Origin of the sequence: Candidatus Pantoea multigeneris (genome assembly GCF_011752615.1) — a bacterium.
Taxonomy (GTDB): domain Bacteria; phylum Pseudomonadota; class Gammaproteobacteria; order Enterobacterales; family Enterobacteriaceae; genus Pantoea; species Pantoea multigeneris.
Genome location: NZ_VWXF01000001.1, coordinates 174,342 through 194,280, shown reverse-complemented (window position 1 = coordinate 194,280; position 19,939 = coordinate 174,342). Strand labels below are relative to the sequence as shown.

The following is a 19,939-nucleotide window of genomic DNA, read 5'->3' as shown; positions in this document are numbered from 1 at the left end:
TGCGTTCAGCTCACAGGCAACGTGAGCCCGCCCTGAAGTTGAATTAACGGAACAGCTTAAGCGCGGCGATACGATCAAAGGCTTCGCCCAGCTCGGCATCGCTCGCCGTCAGGCTGATGCGGATATACCCTTCACCGCCGGGGCCAAAGCCAGTACCCGGCACCACCAGCACATGTGCCTGCTGGAGCAGATGTTCAGTCAGTTGCTGGCTGGTAAAGCCCGGTGGCACTTCCAGCCAGAGGAAAAACGATCCCTGTCCGCGGCGTACCGGCCAGCCAAGCTGCGCCAGGCGCTGTTCTACCAGGGTACGACGGCGTGGATACACCGCCAGATGCGGGTCGATATCACTGTCGGCAAGATTCAACGCCGCAGTGGCCGCATCCTGCACGGCACCAAACACCGTGCTGTAACTGTGGGTGTGCAGCTTTTTCAGCGCCTGAATGATCGAGGCGTTACCCACCGCGAAGCCAAAACGCCAGCCCGCCATATTGAAGGTTTTCGACAGGGTATAGGTTTCCACTCCCCACTCTTTACCGCCCGGCTGAGCCAGCAGGCTGATGGGCGCGCCACCTTCACTGGCACCAATGGCGGCGTAGGCAAAATCATTCAACACCGGTAGCTGGTAACGTTGCGCCCAGGCTAAGGCATCGGCGAATAATTCCGGCGTGGCGAGCGCACCGGTGGGGTTGTGCGGATAGTTCAGCACCAGTAGACCGGCATTGCGCGCCACTTCTTCCGGCACGCTGTCAAAATCCGGCACGAAATCATTTTCCGCGTTAACCGGGATTCCCCAGAACTGGGCCTGTGCCTGTTTGGCCACATTACGGAAGGTCGGGAAGCACGGATCGGTGGCGATAATGTATTGGCCGGGATTGACCAGCGCGCGTGGTACACCGGTAATCCCGATGTGGGAACCGTGAAATACGGCGATCTCGGTGTCCGGGTCCAGCGTGACGCCGTACTGGCGCTGATAGAAATCCGCAATCGCCTGACGCACCTGCGGTTTGCCCCAGAACGAGGGATATTCGTGGTTTTCCGGTCGTCCTACCGCTTCCTGCAATTCGGCGATGATCGCCGCAGGCGCAGGTTGACGCGGACTGCCGCTAGAGAGGTCAATCAGCGGCTTATTACGGGTATCAATAGCAGCGGCCATTTTTTCCAGCACGCCAAACAGATTACTCGGCAGTTCATTAACTAATTCAGCAGCAGCAAATTGTGGCATGGTAAAACCTTTTAATACGTGGACAACATAAATTGCTGTCGCGAATGGAAAGGGCGTTAACGCATTAAAAACCGCGCTGAGCGACAGCTGCAAGTCCAATTCAGATAATCCAAAGCGCATAAATGCATAATCAATTTGCGCACAACCATTGCGTAAATGCGCAAATAAAATCCCGGTGGGCTTATGATTTAATCCTCTTCACCTTCATAACGATGAGTAAAAAGATGAAACAGATGCTATTTCGCACCGGCCTCCTGGTGCTTTTGACGACGGCAGCGATTGCCAGCCAGGCGAATGACAATGCGACAAAAACACTGCGTATCGGTTTTAATCCCGGCCCTTATAAAGAGCAGTTTGAACAGGGCGTGGCACCCGAGCTGATTAAGCAAGGCTATAAAATTGAATACAAAGATTTCAGCGATGGTATTCAGGTGAATGATGCGGTCGATAAAGGCGGTATTGAAGCCAATATTATGCAACATCCGGTTTATCTCGCCTCGGTGAACGATCGCTTAGGCATCCATAATATCGGCATTGTCCAGGTTCCAACCCCGCCGATGGGGATCTACTCGAACAGCCAACAGCAGGTCACTCAACCCAAAGAGGGGGCGGTGGTTTCGGTGCCGAATCAGCCCTCTAACGAGTACCGGGCAGCGCTGCTGTTGCAGGATCTTGGCTGGCTAAAAGTCGATCCTAAAAGTGATGCAGCGACCTTTTCGCAGCGCAATATCACCGCCAATCCCTACCATATTGTGCTGAAAGAGATGGACAATGCGCAGCAGGTTCGCGCCTTACCTGATACCGATTTTGGTGTGATTCAGGGGAATTTTGCTGTCTCCAGCGGCTTAAAACTGGCTTCGGCGTTAAAACTGGAAAATCCACGCTCACAGTTTATTAACGTCGTCACCATTGCGGAAAAAAATAAAGACAGCCAGTGGGCGAAAGATATTGTGGCCGGTTATCACTCGGCCGCGTTTAAACACTATATTCTGAGTCATCATCAGTACGATGGCTATTTACTGCCTGATTATCTGAAATGAGCCAGCCAGCGATTGAATTTCGCGGTGTCAGCAAACAGTTCTCCCGTCAGGGGCAGCAGGTTAATGCGCTGGAAGATATTTCCCTGACCATTAATCAGGGGGATATTTTTGGCGTGATTGGCTATAGCGGGGCAGGAAAAAGCACCTTGCTCAGGCTGATCAACCGGCTGGAAGTGCCGACGCAGGGCACGGTCACGCTGGCCGGGGAAACACTCAATGATGTTTCCCCACGGCGATTAAACGCGCTTAAAAAAAATATCGGCATGATATTCCAGCATTTTAATCTGCTGAATTCCCGCACGGTATTTCACAATGTCGCGATCCCGCTGATACTGCAAGGCCTGCCCAAGGCGCAAATTCGCCAGCGTGTCGAGGAGTTGTTGACCTTTGTTGACCTGATTGACAAGCAGCACAGCTACCCCGATGAGCTCTCCGGCGGACAGAAACAGCGCGTGGGGATTGCGCGCGCGCTGGCTACCAATCCGGCTGTGCTGCTGTGTGATGAAGCCACCTCGGCGCTGGACCCGCACACCACCATACAGATTTTACTGCTGCTCCAGGAGATCAATCGCCGTTATGGCATCACCATCGTGCTGATTACGCATGAGATGTCGGTGATCCAGAGAATTTGCCATCGCGTGGCGGTGTTTGAGCAGGGACGGATGGTGGAAGAGGGCAGCGTGCTACAGCTGTTCTCCGCGCCACAGCACCCGGTCACGGCGCGTTTCGTCAGTGCCGTGATTCACGACCAACTGCCGGAGGCGGTGACGCAGTTCCTGGATTCCGCTCCGCCAGGCGCGGCGTTGCGACTGGAGTTTATTGGTGAGAGCGCGCGTCAGCCGCTGATCCAGCAGGTGATGCAGGCACAGGGCATTGAGGTCAATATCCTGTTTGCCAGCATGACCGAAGTCCAACAGACCATCCTCGGTTTTATGATTATCACCCTCAACGGCGAAGCCACGGCGATTCAGGCGGCGCGTCACACTCTGCACCAGGCAGGGGTAAGGATCAGCGATGTTTGACTGGATAGATACCGTGGTGACCGGTGAGCAGTACCTCCAGGCGATTCATGACACGCTGGTGATGATTGCCGTTTCGCTGGGATTTGGTGCCCTGTTCGGTGTGCCACTGGGAATGGCGTTGGTGGTCTGTCGTCCTGGGGGGATTCACCCGGTGGCGGCGCTACATCGCCTGCTCAATCCGCTGATCAATATTGTGCGATCGCTGCCGTTTATTATCTTACTGATTGCGATTCTGCCCCTGACGCGTCTGCTGGTACACACCACCATTGGCACCGCGGGGGCGATTGTGCCGCTGGTGTTCTACATCGCCCCGTATATTGCCCGCCTGGTCGAAAACTCGCTGCTGGAAGTGGACCCCGGAATTCTCGAATCCGCCAACGCGATGGGAGCCACGACCTGGCAAACGCTGTGGCACTTTATGTTACCGGAGGCCGCCTCTTCACTGGTGCTGGCGCTGACCACGGCCACCATCGGTCTGCTGGGCGCCACGGCGATGGCAGGAACGGTAGGCGGCGGCGGAATTGGCGACCTGGCGATCACTTACGGCTATCAGCGCTTTGATGCTTTTGCCACCTTCAGTACCGCGCTGGCGTTGATTGTGATTGTTCAACTGCTGCAATCGCTGGGTAATTGGCTGGCGCGGCGCATTCGCCGTGAATAGCCCGGAGGTTTTATGAAGCCATTTCAGGATCTGGCCGTGCTGCACTGGGGCACCTATCACGTTACGACAGAACAGGGCAAACTAACGGCCATGCGGCCGGTCGAGTGGGATCGTAATCCTTCGGCTATCGGCCAGTCGCTTACCGATGCGGTTCAGGGGCCAAGCCGGGTCAGACGTCCGGCCGTGCGCCTGGGCTACCTGCAACAGGGGGCCGCTTCGCGTCAGCGGCGTGGACAGGAGCCGTTTGTCGAGGTCAGTTGGGAAGTCGCCCTGCAACTGGTGGCGGATGAGCTGCAACGGGTTAAAACCGCGCACGGCAATCAGGCTATTTATGGCGGCTCTTACGGCTGGTCTAGCGCCGGGCGTTTCCATCATGCACAAAGCCAGTTGCACCGCTTTCTTAACGGCTTTGGTGGCTACAGTGCCAGTACCAACACCTACAGCATTGCCGCCGGGGAGCGGGTGTTACCGCATATTCTCGGCGATCTGGATGAGTTGCAACGCCAGCATACCCACTGGTCGGTGCTGGCAGAACACTGCGATCTGTTTGTGGCGATAGGCGGACTGCCGCTGCGTAATGCCCAGGTGAACGGCGGCGGGGCTAACGACCATTCGCTGCAACACTGGCTGGATCAATTACAGCGCAACGGTACGCGGTTTATTAACGTCAGTCCGGTGAAAAATGATCTCTCGGCGGTACCGCAGGCCGAGTGGTTGGCGATCCGCCCCGGCAGCGATACTGCGCTGCTGCTGGCGGTGTGCCAGGTACTGATTGCAGAACAGCTATACGATGCTGCGTTTGTCGCCAGCCACACCGTGGGTTTTGCGCACTATCGGCAGTATCTGCTGGGTGAGTTGGATGGCGTGGTGAAAGATGCTCACTGGGCGGCCCCGCTGACCGGGCTTGAGGCGACACAGATTGAACAGCTGGCGCGGCAGATGGCCGGGCAGCGCACCATGATCAACATAGCCTGGTCGGTACAGCGCGCCCGTCAGGGCGAACAGGCTTACTGGGCACTGGTCGCCACCACCGCGCTGCTCGGGCAGATTGGCACGCCAGGCGGAGGGATCGGTTTTGGTTACGCCTCGACGAACCTCGCGGGATCGGTTCGACGGCGCTTTTCTGGCCCGCGTCTGCCCGCAGGAGAGAACCCCATCAGAGAACGTATTCCGGTGGCGCGGCTGGCCGATATGCTGCTTAATCCCGGCGCAAGCTATGAGTTTGATGGCAACGTCGGCCACTATCCGGATATCCGTTTGGTCTACTGGGCGGGAGGCAATGCGTTCCATCATCATCAGGATCTTAACCGGCTCATCACCGCCTGGCAGCAGCCGGAAACCATTGTCGTGCATGAACAGTACTGGACGGCGCAGGCGCGTTTTGCCGACATCGTGTTGCCTGCCACCACTTCGCTAGAGCGGGAAGACATTGGCAGCGCCAGTAATGATGGTTTTATGATCGCCATGCATCAGCACATTGCACCGGTGGGTGAAGCGCAGGATGACTACGCCATTTTCAGCCAGTTGGCGCAGCGGCTGGGCTTTGCCTCCGCGTTTAGCGAGGGACGTGATGTACAGCAGTGGTTACGGCACATGTATCAGCAAGCCGAGCCGCGTGCGCACGAGGAAGGCATTACGCTGCCCACGTTTGATCAGTTCTGGCAGCAGGGCAAACTGGAATACGCACTCCCGGCCGATCCTCTGATTTTGCTGGCGGATTTCCGCGCGGACCCACAGCGCTTCCCACTGGATACCCCCTCCGGGAAAATCGAACTCTACTCTGCCACCGTGGCCGCATTTGGCTATGCCGAATGTCCTGGCTATCCCTTCTGGGATCGGCAAGAGGCAAACTACCAGCAGCAGCAGGCGCAACGCTGGCCGCTGCATTTGCTCTCCAGCCAGCCACGCACCCGGCTGCACAGCCAGTACGATCACGGTTCACTCAGCAAGAGTACCAAAGTGTCTGGACGGGAGCCGCTGTGGTTGCATCCCCAGGATGCGGCGGCGCGCCGTTTGCAGGAGGGGGATGTGGTGCGGGTGTTCAACGCGCGCGGTGCACTGCTGGCGGGCATACATATCACGGCAGATATTCGCCCTGGCGTGGTGCAGATGTCTACCGGTGCCTGGTACGATCCGCTGGATGTCCTGACGCCGGGCTCGCTCGACAAACACGGCAACCCGAATGTGCTCACGGAAGATCGCGGCAGCTCACGTTTAGGGCAGGGGTGTAGCGCCCAGAGTTGTCGGGTGGAAATAGAACGTTACGACTTGCCATTACCGGATATTACAGCCTGGCAACCGCCGACGTTTATTGCCAGACCAGGCACAACGGATTAACTGATTTTAACGGCAATCGATAGTAATTTTAGTTCGTAGTGTTAATTCAGTGAAGCTGGCAAGGTTTATTTAACTGAATTAGCGAGATTATTCCAATGGCGAACATAAACCCCCTTAAATTGCCGGTTATTGATTTTTCCCTGCTGAATGGCAGTGCTGAACAACGGGCTGCACTGCTACAGCAATTAAATAAGGCCGCTCGTGAGGTTGGCTTTTTCTATCTTATCCATCATGGCATTGATACTGCCCTGTCAGACGAAGTTCAGCGCCTCTCCCGTGCCTTTTTTGCCTTGCCGGATGCGGATAAGCGCGAGGTAGAGATGGTTAATTCGCCGCATTTTCGCGGCTACAACTTCGCCGGTTCCGAGCTGACCCGTAGCCAGCCCGATCAGCGCGAGCAGTTCGACATTGGTGCCGAGCGGGAACCGCTGCCAGCCGATGCCTCAGCGCCCGCCTGGCAGCGCTTACAGGGCCCCAATCAGTGGCCGGAAGCGTTGCCGGAGCTGCGTCCGGTGATCACCCAGTGGCAGCAGGAGATGACTCAGGTGGCGTTGCAACTGCTGCGCGCGTTTGCGGAATCGCTGCAACTGCCGGTCAATGCCTTCGATAATCTCTACGGCCGTGAGCCCAATGAACACATCAAGCTGATCCGCTATCCGGGTCGCGCTCACGAGGATTCACGCCAGGGCGTCGGCGCGCATAAAGATTCGGGCTTTTTAACCTTCCTGCTGCAAGACGATCAACGTGGCTTGCAGGTTGAGGTCACGCCGGATAACTGGGTGGATGCCCTGCCGGTACCGGGGGCGTTTGTGGTGAACATCGGTGAGCTGCTGGAGCTGGCCACCAATGGTTATTTACGTGCCACCGTACACCGCGTGGTCTCTCCCGCCTCGGATGCTGAACGTCTGTCGGTGGCATTCTTCCTCGGTGCCGAGCTGGGTGCCGTGGTGCCGGTTTATCAACTGCCTGAACATCTGGCACAGCTGGCTCAGGGGCCAGCCAGTGACCCGTTAAACCCGCTGCTGCGCGAAGTGGGCTGGAACTACCTGAAAGGGCGGCTGCGTTCTCATCCCACGGTGGCGCAACGTTTCTATTCCGATCTCATCACCCATTAATCCCTATAATAAGAGAACCGATCATGCGTAAATCTGCTGCTTTGTTAATCACCAGTTTGTCACTGCTTATTTCCCACAGCCTGTATGCAGCACCGCTGCGTGTTGCGGCAGATCCGGTGCCGCACTCTGAAATTCTTAACTACGTTAAAAAAATCGACCCCAAACTCGATTTAAACATTATTGAGATGACCAACGGCGCTAACCCGAATGAACTGCTGGCGTCAGGAGATGTGGATGCCAACTATTTCCAACATCTGCCTTATTTACACGAGCAGGAGAAAGCGCTGGGTAAAAAATTCGTGGTGGCGGCCGCAGTGCATATTGAGCCATTGGGTATCTACTCACATAAATATAAAACGCTGGCAGATTTGCCGCAGGGCGCAAAAATCGCGATTCCCAATAACGCCACCAACCTGAGCCGTGGGCTGTGGTTATTACAGGATAATGGCCTCATTAAACTCAAAGGTGAACGCTCAGCGGAATCCACCCTGGTGACGCCAAAAGATATTATCGAAAACCCGAAAAACGTGAAGATTCTGGAGATCGAATCACCGCAGATCCCGCGTTCGCTGGATGACGTCGATGCGGGGATCATTAACGGCAACTACGCGCTGGAAGCGGGCCTGAGCCCAGCAAAAGACGCCCTCGGAATTGAAAAGGCCAAGGATAATCCTTACGCCAACTTACTGGTGACCACCCCTGTGCTGGAAAACGATCCGCGCATCAAGCAACTGGCGAAGGATCTGACCTCGCCGCAGGTTGCCGAGTTTATTCGAACCCAGTATCACGGCTCAGTGATCCCGGTTGCAGGCAGTGCGCATGATTAGCATTCATGCATTAAACAAACGGTATGCGGGGGCGCAAGCGCCCGCACTGGATAATGTCTCGCTCACCATTCCCGGCGGCAGTATTTATGGCATTGTTGGCCACAGTGGCGCCGGGAAGAGCACCTTGCTGCGTTCGCTGAACCTGCTGGAGCAGCCGGATAGCGGGGAAATTCTGATTGATGGCGAAAACATTCAACGCCTCAGCCTGCGTCAACTGCGGCGTCAGCGTCAGCAAATCGGCATGATCTTTCAGCACTTTAACCTGATCCACTCCCGCACCGTGGCAGACAATATTGCGCTGCCGCTGGAAATTGCAGGAGTAGGGAAAGCCCAGCGGCGTGAGCGCGTTGAGGCATTGCTGGCACTGGTTGGGCTGGAGGGGCGGGGGGATGCCTGGCCGTCTCAGCTCTCCGGTGGGCAGAAACAGCGCGTGGGCATTGCCCGGGCGCTGGCCTTTGAGCCGCGCTATCTGCTGTGCGATGAGGCGACCAGCGCACTGGACCCCAGCACCACCCAATCGATTCTCGATCTGCTGGCGACACTGCAACAGCGGTTGAACATCACGGTGGTGTTAATTACCCATGACATGGCGGTGGTCAAGCGGATCTGCGACCATGCGGCGTTACTGGAACACGGGCGTTTAATCGAGAGTGGTCCACTGGCCGGGATCATGGCGCAGCCCGCTTCACGTCTTTACCAACTGCTGTTGCAGGATGGTGCCGCAGAGCGCAACTTCCTCGCGCGGTTTGCACCACAGGGGAGATCACAATGCGTAGCGTAGACTGGGACACGTTTCGTGACCTCATGATCAATGCCACCCTGGAAACGTTATACATGGTGGCGCTGGCGGCGGTCTTCACGCTGGCGATTGGTTTGCCGGTGGGCGTAGCGCTGTTCCTGACGCGCAAGCAGGGATTGTTTCCTAACCGGCTGATTGCTGGGGTGTTGAATGTGCTGGTGAATGTGGGGCGCGCGCTGCCGTTTGTGGTATTGCTGATTGCCATTATCCCCTTTACCCGTTTAATTATTGGCACCACCCTTGGCAGTACGGCCGCCGTGGTGCCGATTACGCTCGGGGCTTTTCCTTTCTTTGCCCGCATCGTGGAAAATGCGCTGGATGAGGTTGATCGCGGACGCGTTGAAGCGGTGGTGGCGATGGGAGGAAACAGCTGGCATATCATTAGCCGGGTTCTGCTGCCGGAAGCACTGCCTTCGCTGCTTTCAGGCTCTACGCTGACCATCGTGATGCTGATTGGTTTCTCGGCCATGGCCGGTGTGATTGGCGGCGGCGGACTGGGCGATCTGGCGATTCGCTATGGCTATCAGCGCTTTGATAATCAGATCATGGTGGGTACCGTGCTGGTATTACTGCTGATGGTGTTTGTGGTGCAAAAAGCCGGTGATCGACTGGTCGGGGCGTTGGCGCATCGGCGCTAGGCTGGGCGTTGGATTAATGAGTTTTATTCATAAACCCATAAAGGTTCGCGGGGATTATCCGGCGAACCATTCCGGTTACACTGTGGGCCTGCTGTAAGTCTGCCGGAGCGGCCGGTGGGCAGGCCTAAGTGTTTGGAAGATGATGCGAAATCAAACTGTACCGGCGTCCACTCCTCCGGGTGGTGCGCTGTTTGTGGTGATCCTCAGTGCCCTGATGGCGCTAACTTCTCTCTCTACCGATATTTATCTCCCTGCAATGCCGTTAATGACGGTGGATCTGCATGGCGATCCGGCGTTGACGATCACCGGTTTCTTGATAGGCTTTGCGATTGCGCAGTTGATCTGGGGGCCGATTAGCGATCGCTATGGCCGCCGTCTGCCCTTACTGCTGGGCATGCTGTTATTTATGATTGGCTCCGCAGGCTGTGCGCTCTCTACGGATATGACGCAAATCGTCTTCTGGCGCGTTTTTCAGGCGCTGGGTGCCTGCACCGGGCCGATGCTGGCGCGTGCGATGATTCGCGATCTGTTCAGTCGTAGCCGGGCGGCACACATGCTCTCTACGCTGATGATGGTGATGGCGGTCGCCCCGATTGTGGGGCCACTGCTGGGCGGCCAGATGATCCGCTTCACCTCGTGGCACGCTATCTTCTGGCTGCTAGTGGCGCTGGGTGCCGTGATTCTGCTGGCGGTGAGCCTGCTGCCCGAGACGCTGCCGGTGGAAAAACGTGTGCAAACCTCATTGCGCGGTGCCTTCGTTAACTATGGCCGCCTGTTGCGCAATCCCGTGTTTATGCGCTACTCCCTCGGGCTGGCTTTCTATTACGCCGCCGCCTATGCCTTTATTGCCGGTTCGCCGATGGTCTACATCCGCTATTTTGGCGTTGACCCGGCGGCCTACGGCTGGCTGTTTGCCGTCAACATTGTGGGCGTAATGGTGATGAGTATGGTGAACCGTCGTCTGGTCACGCGATTTCCTCTGGAGCGCCTGCTGAAAAGCGCCACGGCGATTGCGGCGCTGGCAACCCTGGTGCTGCTGTTGACCACGCACCTGCACTGGGGTGGGTTGCTGATGGTGGTGGTGCCGGTGTTTATCTACTTTTCCATGAACGGCATTGTGGCGGCGAGTTCAACCGCCGCCGCGCTGGATGAGGTGCCAGAGATGGTGGGTTCCGCTTCTGCGCTGATTGGCGCGCTACAATTTGGTAGCGGCATTCTCTCCTCACTGCTGCTGGCCTGGCGTGCAGACGTTACCCCCGCCAGCATGGTATGGCTGATTGTGCTGTTCACCTGTGCCAGCGCGTTGATGGTGAACTTTGCCGGAAAACGCCGGATGTCTCCGGTGCAACAGGGCTAACTGATGCACGGGCTGCATAAGCTCATGCATTTTCCATCGTACGCTGAGCGTCATCCTGCGGCTAAGCTAGCGGCCGGATGAAATTTCAGGAGCAACCCGCAGATGAACATTACCCGCAATGGGGCCCACGCCTCCACCCGTGGCCCGGAAAGCTATTTCACGGGACAAGTGCGCATTGATGCGCCTTTTCAGGGCACCGGCTCCGCACGCATCAGCGGGGCGACCGTCACCTTTGAACCGGGCGCGCGTAACGCCTGGCACACCCATCCCCTCGGGCAGACACTGATTGTCACCCAGGGGCAGGGATGGGTGCAGTGCGAAGGTGAACCCAAACAGACCATTAATCCCGGTGACATCGTCTGGATCCCGCAAGGTGTCCGCCACTGGCACGGCGCGACCGATCGCACGTCAATGACCCATATCGCCATCGCCGAAAGTCTGGAGGGGAATTCCATCGACTGGCTGGAACCGGTGACGGATGAAGAGTACGGGAGTTAATCACTAACAAGGCTGTGGGGATCAGCTGTAGGTCTTTAAGACCGGGTGTGTTTACAATAGAGAGGTAACTCCCTATTGATAAGCAGATTTCCAGAGGAATGCCATGGCCGGATACCAGCCCCCTTACACCATCACCCCAGCGATGTTAAACCGACTGATTGAGATTGGTGAACTTTTGGGGCGCTGGGAAGCTCAGGCCACACAGGTTTCTCCACAGTTGCGGCGTGAAAATCGCATTCGCACTATCCAGGCCTCTTTAGCCATTGAACACAACAGCTTGTCTACCGAACAGGTAACGGCGTTAATGGAAGGCAAAAGGGTGCTGGCACCGGTAAAAGATATTCAGGAAGTGCGTAATGCTATCCTCACCTATGAAAAGTTAGGTAAATGGCGCAGTACTCGCCTACAAGACCTGCTTGAGGCACATTCAATGCTTATGCTGGGTTTAGTTGATAACCCAGGCCAACTGCGTAGTGGCAATGTAGGTATCTGGCGTGATAGTCAGTTAATTCATATGGCACCACCGGCCAGTCAATTATCCCGCCTGATGTCTGAACTGTTGCTTTGGCTCCAGAGCACAGATGTTCACCCTCTTATCGCCAGCGCGATTTTTCACTATGAATTTGAATTCATTCATCCGTTTGCCGATGGTAATGGCCGGATGGGGCGTTTATGGCAAACGCTTATTTTGAGCGAATGGCGTGCGGAGTTAGCCTGGTTGCCCATTGAAACACTGATTCGTAATGAGCAGGATGAGTACTATCAGGTCTTAGGACTGTGCGATAAAACGGCTGATTGCACGCCGTTTATTGCTTTTATTTTGGATAAAATGGTCCATGCATTGCGAGAAGGTATTGCACAACAGTTTACTTCTGTGAACACCCTGTCGGAAGAAATGTCGGAAGAAATGTCGGAAGAAATGTCGGAAGAAATGTCGGAAGAAATGTCGGAAGAAATGTCGGAAGAAATGTCGGAAGAAATGTCGGAAGAAACTGAGGGCTCATTACCGCATCTTGCTCAAGGTATCCTGGAGCATATCGGATCAACGCCAACGATAACCAGCCGCCAGCTTAGCGAAGTGCTGAATGTATCACCCCGCACAATTGAGCGTCATCTTCGCCAGTTACAATTAAACGGTCTTCTGGTACGTGTGGGTTCAACCAAAAAAGGGCACTGGCAGATCCATCGTCGTTAGGCGATGGCTTGCCGCTTCCGCCTGGGCTGAGCGGCGAAAAGTGTTATGCTGTTTGTCTTCTGTGACGGCCAGGCTGGCGAGACGACAACCATGACAACCCCCATCGCAACACCCATTCATCCCGGCATGATGGTGATCCACGGCAACCATTCGGAAATGCTGCGTGACGTGCTGGTCAGCTGGATGAAAAACCATCCGCTGCCGGTGCTGGAAAACGAAGTGATTCTGGTACAGAGCAACGGCATCGGCCAGTGGCTACGCCTGGCGCTGGCGCGCGATCCTGAAGAGGGCGGGTGTGGTATTGCAGCCGCCCTGGATATTCAGCTCCCGGCCCGTTTTTTCTGGCAGGTGTACCGCAGCGTTCTAGGGCGTGAGCAGGTGCCAGAGTCTTCCCCGTTTGATAAACCGCTGTTGGTCTGGCGTTTAATGCGCCTGCTGCCGCAACTGCTAACCCAGGATGCGTTCACTCCGTTGGCGCGGTTTCTTAAGCAGGATGACGACCAGCGTAAACTGTTCCAGTTGGCGGAAAGGCTGGCCGATCTGTATGACCAGTACCAGGTGTACCGCGCCGACTGGCTGGCAGACTGGAGCCAGGGAAATGATGTGCTGCATACCAGTCGGCGTGGGGCGACGCCGCTACCGGAAAGTCAGCGCTGGCAACCGTTATTGTGGCGCGCGCTGCAAGCCGATACCGGGGAAGCACTGGCCGCCACCAGCCGTGCGGCACTGCATCAGCGTTTCCTTACCGTCGCTGCGCAAGCCGATCACCAACAGCGCCCGGCAGGCTTGCCGCTGCGCGTGATTGTGTTTGGCATCTCTTCACTGCCACAGCAGGCGCTGGAAGTGCTGAGCGCCATCAGCCGCTGGACGCAGGTGTTCATGTGCGTACACAACCCTTGCCAGCACTACTGGGGCGATATTATTGCGGATAAAGACCTCCTGCGTGCTGAACGCTTGCGCCATCAGCGTAAGCCGGGCATGCCGTCCCATCTTGATGAAGATGCACTGCATCAACATGCACATCCATTGCTGGCGGCCTGGGGCAAACAGGGGCGCGATTATATCGGCCTGTTAGAAGAACACGATCAACGTGAACAGTATGAATCGCGTCTTGCGGCTGAAACGCAACGTATCGATCTGTTTGAAGCCACCGCCGGCAGCACGCTGTTGCAGCAGTTACAGGATGATATCTGCGATCTCCGTCCCTTAAGCGAAAGCCGCGAAAAGTGGGCCGATTACGCGGTTGCTCAGGACAACTCGATCCGCTTCCACATTGCCCACAGCCCGCAGCGGGAAGTGGAAATTCTCCACGACCAACTGCTGGCCGCCTTCACCGCCGATCCTTCGTTACGCCCGAGTGATGTCATCGTTATGGTGCCGGATATCAACAGCTACGCGCCACACATTCAGGCGGTGTTTGGTCTGGTGGATCGGCTGGATCCCCGCTACATTCCGTTTAGCGTTGCCGACCGTAATGCCCATCAAATCAGCCCGATTCCCGGTGCTCTGGAGCGCCTGCTGGCGCTGCCACAGTCGCGATTTGCGGTAAGCGATCTGCTCGACCTGCTGGAAGTCCCGGCGATTCGCCGCAGCTTTGCCATCAATGAAGATCAGCTTCCGCTATTGCAGCGTTGGATCCGCAGCGCCAACGTGCGTTGGGGCCTGCACCCGGAACAGCGCAACAGCCTCAACTTGCCGCTTGCCAGCGCACAGAACAGCTGGTTCTTTGGCTTACAGCGCATGTTGCTGGGTTACGCGGTGGGAAGTGGTGCCGCTTGGCAGGATATCGAGCCGCTGGATGAAGTCGGCGGGTTGGATGCACAGCTCGCAGGCCAGCTTGCGGCCTTCCTCAACGCCCTGGAGTCGAGCTGGCGTACGCTCTGTACAGAAGCGACCCCCGAGGAGTGGGGCACGCGACTGAATCAACTGCTGGAGCGCTTCTTCATGGCGGAAGACGATCAGGAAAGCTATATCCTGTTACAACTTGAAGAGGGTTTACAGCAGTGGCTAGACTCCTGTGACAGTGTCACTCTTACCACGCCGTTAACCTTACCGGTGGTGCGCGAACACTGGCTCAGCGTGCTGGATCAATCCAGCCTGGTACAACCCTTCTTCGGCGGCTCCGTGACCTTTGCCACGTTGATGCCGATGCGCGCCATTCCCTTCCGTCACGTCTGCCTGTTAGGCATGAACGACGGGGATTATCCGCGTAATCGCATTCCGCTGGATTTTGACCTCATGGGCCAGGACTATCGTCCCGGTGACCGTTCCCGCCGAGAAGATGACCGCTACCTGTTCCTTGAGGCGTTGCTGTCGGCACGGGATCGGCTGAGCATCAGCTGGGTGGGGCGCAGTATTCATGATAATGTCGAGCGGCCCCCCTCAGTGCTGGTGGCCCAGCTGCGCGACCATTTACAGGCGGGCTGGCAAGGTGATGTGCTATCCGCACTCACCCAGGAGCATCCGTTACAGCCATTCAGCGCCGCCTACTTTACTGAAGGCAGCGCACTATTCAGCTATGCCAATGAGTGGCGTGCGGGCTTAGCCCCGGATTCAGCGCGGGAAAGCGACGTCACGCTGCTTGGGGAATATCAACTGGAGCGCAGCCTGACGCTGCGCCAGTTGGCGGATTTCCTCAGCCAACCGGTGCGCAGCTTCTTCCGCCAGCGTTTGAACATCTTCTTTGAAGCCACCGACACCACCAGCCTCGATCACGAGCCTTTTGCCATCAATGCGCTGGAGAACTGGCGCTTGCAGGATGAGCTGATCGGCGTGCAAAAACAGGCGGTGCTGGCAGGTGGTGATCCTGCGGAAGCGTTACAACAGCAGTTGGCGCGTATTAGTCGCCGTGGAGAGCTGGCTCCCGGCGGTTTTGGCTCGGTACTGGAGCAGGCGTTGGCGGAGCCGATGGAGGATATCTTCAAGCGTTATCGTGCTGCACTCCATGACTGGCCGCTTCCGCTGGACAATCATCCCGTTAGTTTAACGTCACCGCCGCTTGAGGACTGGATCAGCGATCTGCGCAGCAATGGACAGGCAACTTGCCGGGTCTTGCTGGAAAGCAGCGGATTGCTGGATGAGAAAAAGCGCAGTTACCGTTGGGCACAACTGTTGCCGTTCTGGCTGACGCATTTAGCTGCTCATCTGGCGGTAGGACCGATGACCACCCTGGTAGTGAGTAAAAACGGGGATGTGATATTTCCGGTACTTGATATTTCCCAAGTGCAACTATACTGGCAGCAGATTGTTACTGCCTGGCAGGCCGGTATGTGTCGTCCGCTGCCGCTGGCAACCCGTACCGGCTTCCAGTGGCTCAGCCTCGGCGGTGAGGTGAATACCCCTGCGGACAGTGACATCTGGCAAAAGTGTGCCGTGGGGTATGAAGAGTACGATGCGCAAAACATGAAATTTGGCGAACTTAGCCGTAGTCCGTATCTCAATCGTGCCTGGCCTGACTTTATGTCGCTGTGGTCAGCGGGCGAATTTGCCCACTGGACCGAACAACTGCTGGCACCGCTGTACCATACGCTGAAAAGCCGCAGCAGCCGTAAACAGGGAGAAGAAAAATAATGGCACTGAGTTTGCCACAACCGCTTGAGATGCTGCGCTTTCCGTTGCGTGGCAGCCACCTGATCGAGGCCAGCGCCGGCACGGGTAAAACCTTTACCATCGCCATGCTGTATGTGCGCCTGGTGCTGGGCCACGGTGATGAACAGGGTTTTACCCGTGCTTTAACGCCACCTGAAATTCTGGTTGTCACCTTTACCGATGCCGCGACGCAGGAGCTACGAGACCGTATCCGCGCCAGATTGAGCGAAGCCGCCGAGTGCTTCCGTTGCTCGCCTGACGACATTACGCCGCGCGCTGCCGGGGAAGATGTCCTCCACGATCTGCGCAATGAGTACCCGCCGGATGCCTGGCCAGGCTGCGCGCGCAAACTGCAACTGGCGGCAGAGTGGATGGACGAGGCGGCGGTCTCCACCATCCACGGCTGGTGTAACCGCATGCTGAGTGAACACGCCTTTGACAGTGACAGCCTGTTTAGCCAGCGGCTGGAAACCAACCAGAGTGAACTGCTGCTGGAAGTGGTGCGGGATTACTGGCGTACCTGGTTCTTCCCGCTCGGGGTGGATCAGGTGGTACAAGTGCGCCAGTGGTGGATCGATCCAGAGATGCTGTACGTCAATCTGCAACCGCTGCTGGATCATGTTGAACTGCTGGCGGCACCGCAGCCGCCGGAAGTGGTGTTTAACCAGTGCCAGCAGCAGAAAAGCACCCAGCTTGCCGCGCTGAAAGCGCCGTGGCTGGCCTGGTGTGATGAGCTAAAACGTCTGCTGGATGAGGCGGTTGCCACCAAAGCGGTTAATGGTCGGGTGATTCAGGCTCGCTATTACGATCCGTGGCTGGAGGCACTGCGTCACTGGGCCCGCGGTGATGACGATCTGCTGGATCTGAAAACCGGCTGGGTGCGCCTGACGCCTGAAGGCATGCGTCAGGGGTGGAAAGATCCCGATCTGGCACCGCAGCACCCGGCGTTTGACGCCATTGCGACGCTGCCAGCCAGCCTTGCTGCGCTGCCGAATGCCTGTCACGGCATTCTGCAACACGCTTGCGGTTGGGTCTCCGCCCGTTTTCAGCAGGAGCAGCAGCGCCGTGCGCAGATGGGCTTTAACGACCTCCTCACCCGGTTAGACAGCGCGTTGCACAGTGAGAACGGCCCACGGTTGGCCGAGATGATTCGCCAGCAGTTTCCGCTGGCGTTAATCGACGAATTTCAGGATACCGATCCCTTACAGTACCGCATCTTTAACGCCATCTATCAGATCGCGGCTAACGATCCGCAACAGGGCGTGGTGCTGATTGGCGATCCCAAGCAGGCGATCTACGCGTTTCGCGGTGCGGACATTTACACCTATCTTCAGGCACGGCGGGATACCGCCGGTCGTCACTACACGCTGGGCACCAATTTCCGATCAACCCAGTCGATGGTGGATGCGGTCAATCAGGTCTTCTCCAGTGCGGAACAGCGGCCTGCGGGTCGCGGGGCTTTTCTCTTTCGCCGCGAGCAGGGGGACAACCCGGTGCCTTTCCAGCCGGTACAGGCGCAGGGGCGGGCCGAACGCTGGTGGGTGGAGGGCAGTGAAGGCAGTGCGCTGACCCTGATGTGCGCACCGGACGAAGAGACCCTGAGCAACGGCGATTATCGCCAGTTAATGGCGACGCACTGCGCGCAGGAAATTGTGCGCTTATTGTTGCTGGGGCAGCAGGGCGCAGCCGGTTTCACCCGCGATGGCGGTGACATTGCGCCGTTACAGCCTGGGGATATCGCGGTGTTGGTGAACACCGGGCGCGAGGCGGATGCGGTGCGTGAGGCGCTGCGTCGCCGTGGCGTGCGCAGCGTCTATCTCTCGGATAAAGAGTCGGTGTATGCCAGCCCGCGTGCTACGGAGATCCAGTTCTGGCTGGCGGCCTGTGTTGAACCGGAAAACGACCGCCTGCTGCGAGCCGCGCTTGGCACACCTGCGCTGGGCCTGAGCTGGCTTCAGCTCGATCGGCTCAATCACGATGAGCGTGAATGGGAACAGCGCGTGGCTCAGTTCCAGCAGTACCACAAAGTGTGGCGTTTTCAGGGCGTGTTACCCCTCTTACGCCGCCTGATGTGGGACTTTAACGTTCCCGAACGTCTGCTCAATGCCGGGGATTCCCGTAGCCTGACCGATCTGCTGCACCTTGCCGAGCTGCTACAGCAGGCCAGCGTTGAGCTGGAGGGCGAGCACGCGCTGCTGCGTTTCCTTGCCGAACAGCGTCTTGATCAGGGCAACAATAATGATGTGATGAAACTGCGCCTCGAAAGCGATGCCGCGCTGGTGAAAGTGGTGACGGTGCATAAATCAAAAGGGCTGGAGTACCCGTTGGTCTTCCTGCCCTTTGCCTGTGCATTCCGCGCGGTTAAAGCCAGCGACTCCCCACTGAAATGGCATGACGATCAGGGGCAGTTACAGTTGGCGATTGGAGGCGATGCGGCACAGGTGGCGCTGGCGGATGATGAACGCCTGGGAGAAGACATCCGCAAATGGTATGTCGCCCTGACGCGTGCGCGCTATGCCATGTGGCTGGGGATGGCACCGCTGAAAGGGGCAGAAAACAGTGCCGCAGGCTATCTGTTGCAGGGGAGTGAACCCGGCCAGATGATCGCCACGCTTGAAGCCCAGTATGGTGCGGTTGCCCAGGTACAGCCGCTGCCTGAGCCGGATGAGCGTGTGTTTACCACCCATGACCCGCAACCTGCGTTACGTTCCCCTCTCGCGACACCGGATCTGCGCAGCCACCGCTGGCGTATCACCAGCTATTCCCGGCTGAAATACAGCGATACCGCGTGGGCGGGCATTAATCATCACGAGGGGGAAGAGGTGCAAAGTGCCGCTCAGGAAACCCTGAGCGAGCCGGATACCGGGCTGCGTATCGAACCGGTTGTGACCAGCGGTGACGATCTGTTTGGTTTCCCACGCGGTACGGTAGCCGGTAATTTCCTGCACGGCTTGCTGGAGTGGGCCGGGCAACAGGGTTTTGCGCAACTGGCGCAGGACCGTGCTCAGGTCGAAGACCAGATCGCCCGCCGCTGTAACCGGCGCGGCTGGCAGCACTGGATCCCGCCACTCACCGACTGGATGATGAGTCTGTTGAACGATCCCTTACCGCTGGCAGGTAATGACAGCTTCAGCCTGGCGGGTTTGCACAGCAGCGAATATCAGGTGGAAATGGAGTTCTGGTTCGGCCTGAAAGCCGTGCGCGCACGTAAGTTTGATGAGCTGGTGATCCCGGCCACGCTGGGGGGATTACCTCGCATTACCCTGGCACCCGATGAAATCAACGGGATGCTGAAAGGCTTTATTGACCTGATTTTCCAGCATAACGGGCGCTATTACGTACTGGATTATAAGTCTAACTGGCTGGGCGGGCAGATGGAGGATTACGATCAGGCCGCGATGGTGCAGTCGATGATTGACCACCGCTATGATCTACAGCTGGTGATCTACCTGTTTGCGCTTCATCGGCTGCTGAAGTCGCGTTTGCCGGATTACGATTATGACCGTCACGTTGGGGGTGCACTGTATCTGTTCCTGCGCGGTCACCCAACGCCCGGTAAAGGTGCCTGTTTACAACGGCCAGATAAGGCGCTGATGGAGCAGTTAGAACAACTGTTTCGCGCGCATGAGGGATTATAAAG

General features: G+C 57.2%; 14 protein-coding genes. 13 read left to right on the top strand and 1 reads right to left on the bottom strand.

What is annotated here, in order from left to right:
* Positions 1-43: 43 nt before the first annotated feature.
* Entirely contained in the window at positions 44-1,222 is a 1,179-nt protein-coding gene (locus tag F3J40_RS00880; RefSeq protein WP_167012039.1) for an aminotransferase class I/II-fold pyridoxal phosphate-dependent enzyme, read from the bottom strand.
* 224 nt (positions 1,223-1,446) lie between these two features.
* Between F3J40_RS00880 and F3J40_RS00875 the strand changes: the two genes are divergently transcribed.
* From F3J40_RS00875 to recB, 13 genes are all read left to right on the top strand, one after another.
* On the top strand, positions 1,447-2,262 hold the full coding sequence (locus tag F3J40_RS00875; RefSeq protein ID WP_240155259.1) for a MetQ/NlpA family ABC transporter substrate-binding protein: 816 nt from the start codon (positions 1,447-1,449) through the stop codon (positions 2,260-2,262).
* Positions 2,259-3,284 (top strand): methionine ABC transporter ATP-binding protein, encoded by a 1,026-nt coding sequence (locus F3J40_RS00870; protein ID WP_167012035.1) that lies wholly within the window; start codon positions 2,259-2,261, stop codon positions 3,282-3,284. Before F3J40_RS00875 ends, F3J40_RS00870 begins: the two co-directional genes overlap by 4 nt.
* Positions 3,277-3,945, top strand: a complete 669-nt coding sequence (locus F3J40_RS00865) for a methionine ABC transporter permease (protein WP_167012033.1) — start codon at positions 3,277-3,279, stop codon at positions 3,943-3,945. Before F3J40_RS00870 ends, F3J40_RS00865 begins: the two co-directional genes overlap by 8 nt.
* Positions 3,946-3,957: 12 nt before the next feature.
* Positions 3,958-6,282, top strand: coding sequence for a molybdopterin-dependent oxidoreductase (locus F3J40_RS00860; RefSeq protein ID WP_167012031.1), 2,325 nt, complete (start codon positions 3,958-3,960; stop codon positions 6,280-6,282).
* Positions 6,283-6,377: 95 nt separating this feature from the next.
* The gene (locus F3J40_RS00855) at positions 6,378-7,397 is read left to right on the top strand and encodes an isopenicillin N synthase family dioxygenase (RefSeq protein ID WP_167012029.1); all 1,020 of its coding nucleotides are present in this window, start codon (positions 6,378-6,380) and stop codon (positions 7,395-7,397) included.
* A 23-nt stretch (positions 7,398-7,420) separates the two neighbouring features.
* Positions 7,421-8,224, top strand: coding sequence for a MetQ/NlpA family ABC transporter substrate-binding protein (locus F3J40_RS00850; protein ID WP_167012028.1), 804 nt, complete (start codon positions 7,421-7,423; stop codon positions 8,222-8,224).
* Positions 8,217-9,005 carry a methionine ABC transporter ATP-binding protein gene (locus F3J40_RS00845; RefSeq protein ID WP_167012027.1) on the top strand — a complete coding sequence of 263 codons (789 nt, stop codon included), beginning with the start codon at positions 8,217-8,219 and terminating at the stop codon, positions 9,003-9,005. Before F3J40_RS00850 ends, F3J40_RS00845 begins: the two co-directional genes overlap by 8 nt.
* Positions 8,993-9,661, top strand: coding sequence for a methionine ABC transporter permease (locus F3J40_RS00840; RefSeq protein WP_167012024.1), 669 nt, complete (start codon positions 8,993-8,995; stop codon positions 9,659-9,661). Before F3J40_RS00845 ends, F3J40_RS00840 begins: the two co-directional genes overlap by 13 nt.
* A gap of 139 nt (positions 9,662-9,800) precedes the next feature.
* Positions 9,801-11,018, top strand: a complete 1,218-nt coding sequence (locus F3J40_RS00835) for a multidrug effflux MFS transporter (protein WP_167012022.1) — start codon at positions 9,801-9,803, stop codon at positions 11,016-11,018.
* A 102-nt stretch (positions 11,019-11,120) separates the two neighbouring features.
* Complete coding sequence (locus tag F3J40_RS00830) at positions 11,121-11,516, top strand: (R)-mandelonitrile lyase (RefSeq protein WP_167012020.1); 396 nt, start codon at positions 11,121-11,123, stop codon at positions 11,514-11,516.
* A 103-nt stretch (positions 11,517-11,619) separates the two neighbouring features.
* On the top strand, positions 11,620-12,711 hold the full coding sequence (locus F3J40_RS00825) for a Fic family protein (RefSeq protein WP_167012018.1): 1,092 nt from the start codon (positions 11,620-11,622) through the stop codon (positions 12,709-12,711).
* A gap of 90 nt (positions 12,712-12,801) precedes the next feature.
* Positions 12,802-16,281: an exodeoxyribonuclease V subunit gamma gene (recC, locus tag F3J40_RS00820; protein ID WP_167012008.1), complete on the top strand. Its 3,480-nt coding sequence runs from the start codon at positions 12,802-12,804 to the stop codon at positions 16,279-16,281.
* A complete protein-coding gene (recB, locus tag F3J40_RS00815; protein WP_167012006.1) occupies positions 16,281-19,937 on the top strand; it encodes an exodeoxyribonuclease V subunit beta in 3,657 nt (1,218 codons plus the stop codon). The genes recC and recB overlap by 1 nt, the downstream gene beginning before the upstream one ends.
* Positions 19,938-19,939: the final 2 nt, after the last annotated feature.

Coding starts and splice junctions, on each gene's coding strand:
- F3J40_RS00865 (WP_167012033.1), top strand. CDS start 3,277: ATGTTTGACTGGATAGATACCGTGGTGACCGGTGAGCAGTACCTCCAG.
- F3J40_RS00840 (WP_167012024.1), top strand. CDS start 8,993: ATGCGTAGCGTAGACTGGGACACGTTTCGTGACCTCATGATCAATGCC.
- F3J40_RS00850 (WP_167012028.1), top strand. CDS start 7,421: ATGCGTAAATCTGCTGCTTTGTTAATCACCAGTTTGTCACTGCTTATT.
- F3J40_RS00870 (WP_167012035.1), top strand. CDS start 2,259: ATGAGCCAGCCAGCGATTGAATTTCGCGGTGTCAGCAAACAGTTCTCC.
- F3J40_RS00880 (WP_167012039.1), bottom strand. CDS start 1,222: ATGCCACAATTTGCTGCTGCTGAATTAGTTAATGAACTGCCGAGTAAT.
- F3J40_RS00830 (WP_167012020.1), top strand. CDS start 11,121: ATGAACATTACCCGCAATGGGGCCCACGCCTCCACCCGTGGCCCGGAA.
- recC (WP_167012008.1), top strand. CDS start 12,802: ATGACAACCCCCATCGCAACACCCATTCATCCCGGCATGATGGTGATC.
- F3J40_RS00855 (WP_167012029.1), top strand. CDS start 6,378: ATGGCGAACATAAACCCCCTTAAATTGCCGGTTATTGATTTTTCCCTG.
- recB (WP_167012006.1), top strand. CDS start 16,281: ATGGCACTGAGTTTGCCACAACCGCTTGAGATGCTGCGCTTTCCGTTG.
- F3J40_RS00875 (WP_240155259.1), top strand. CDS start 1,447: ATGAAACAGATGCTATTTCGCACCGGCCTCCTGGTGCTTTTGACGACG.
- F3J40_RS00860 (WP_167012031.1), top strand. CDS start 3,958: ATGAAGCCATTTCAGGATCTGGCCGTGCTGCACTGGGGCACCTATCAC.
- F3J40_RS00845 (WP_167012027.1), top strand. CDS start 8,217: ATGATTAGCATTCATGCATTAAACAAACGGTATGCGGGGGCGCAAGCG.
- F3J40_RS00825 (WP_167012018.1), top strand. CDS start 11,620: ATGGCCGGATACCAGCCCCCTTACACCATCACCCCAGCGATGTTAAAC.
- F3J40_RS00835 (WP_167012022.1), top strand. CDS start 9,801: ATGATGCGAAATCAAACTGTACCGGCGTCCACTCCTCCGGGTGGTGCG.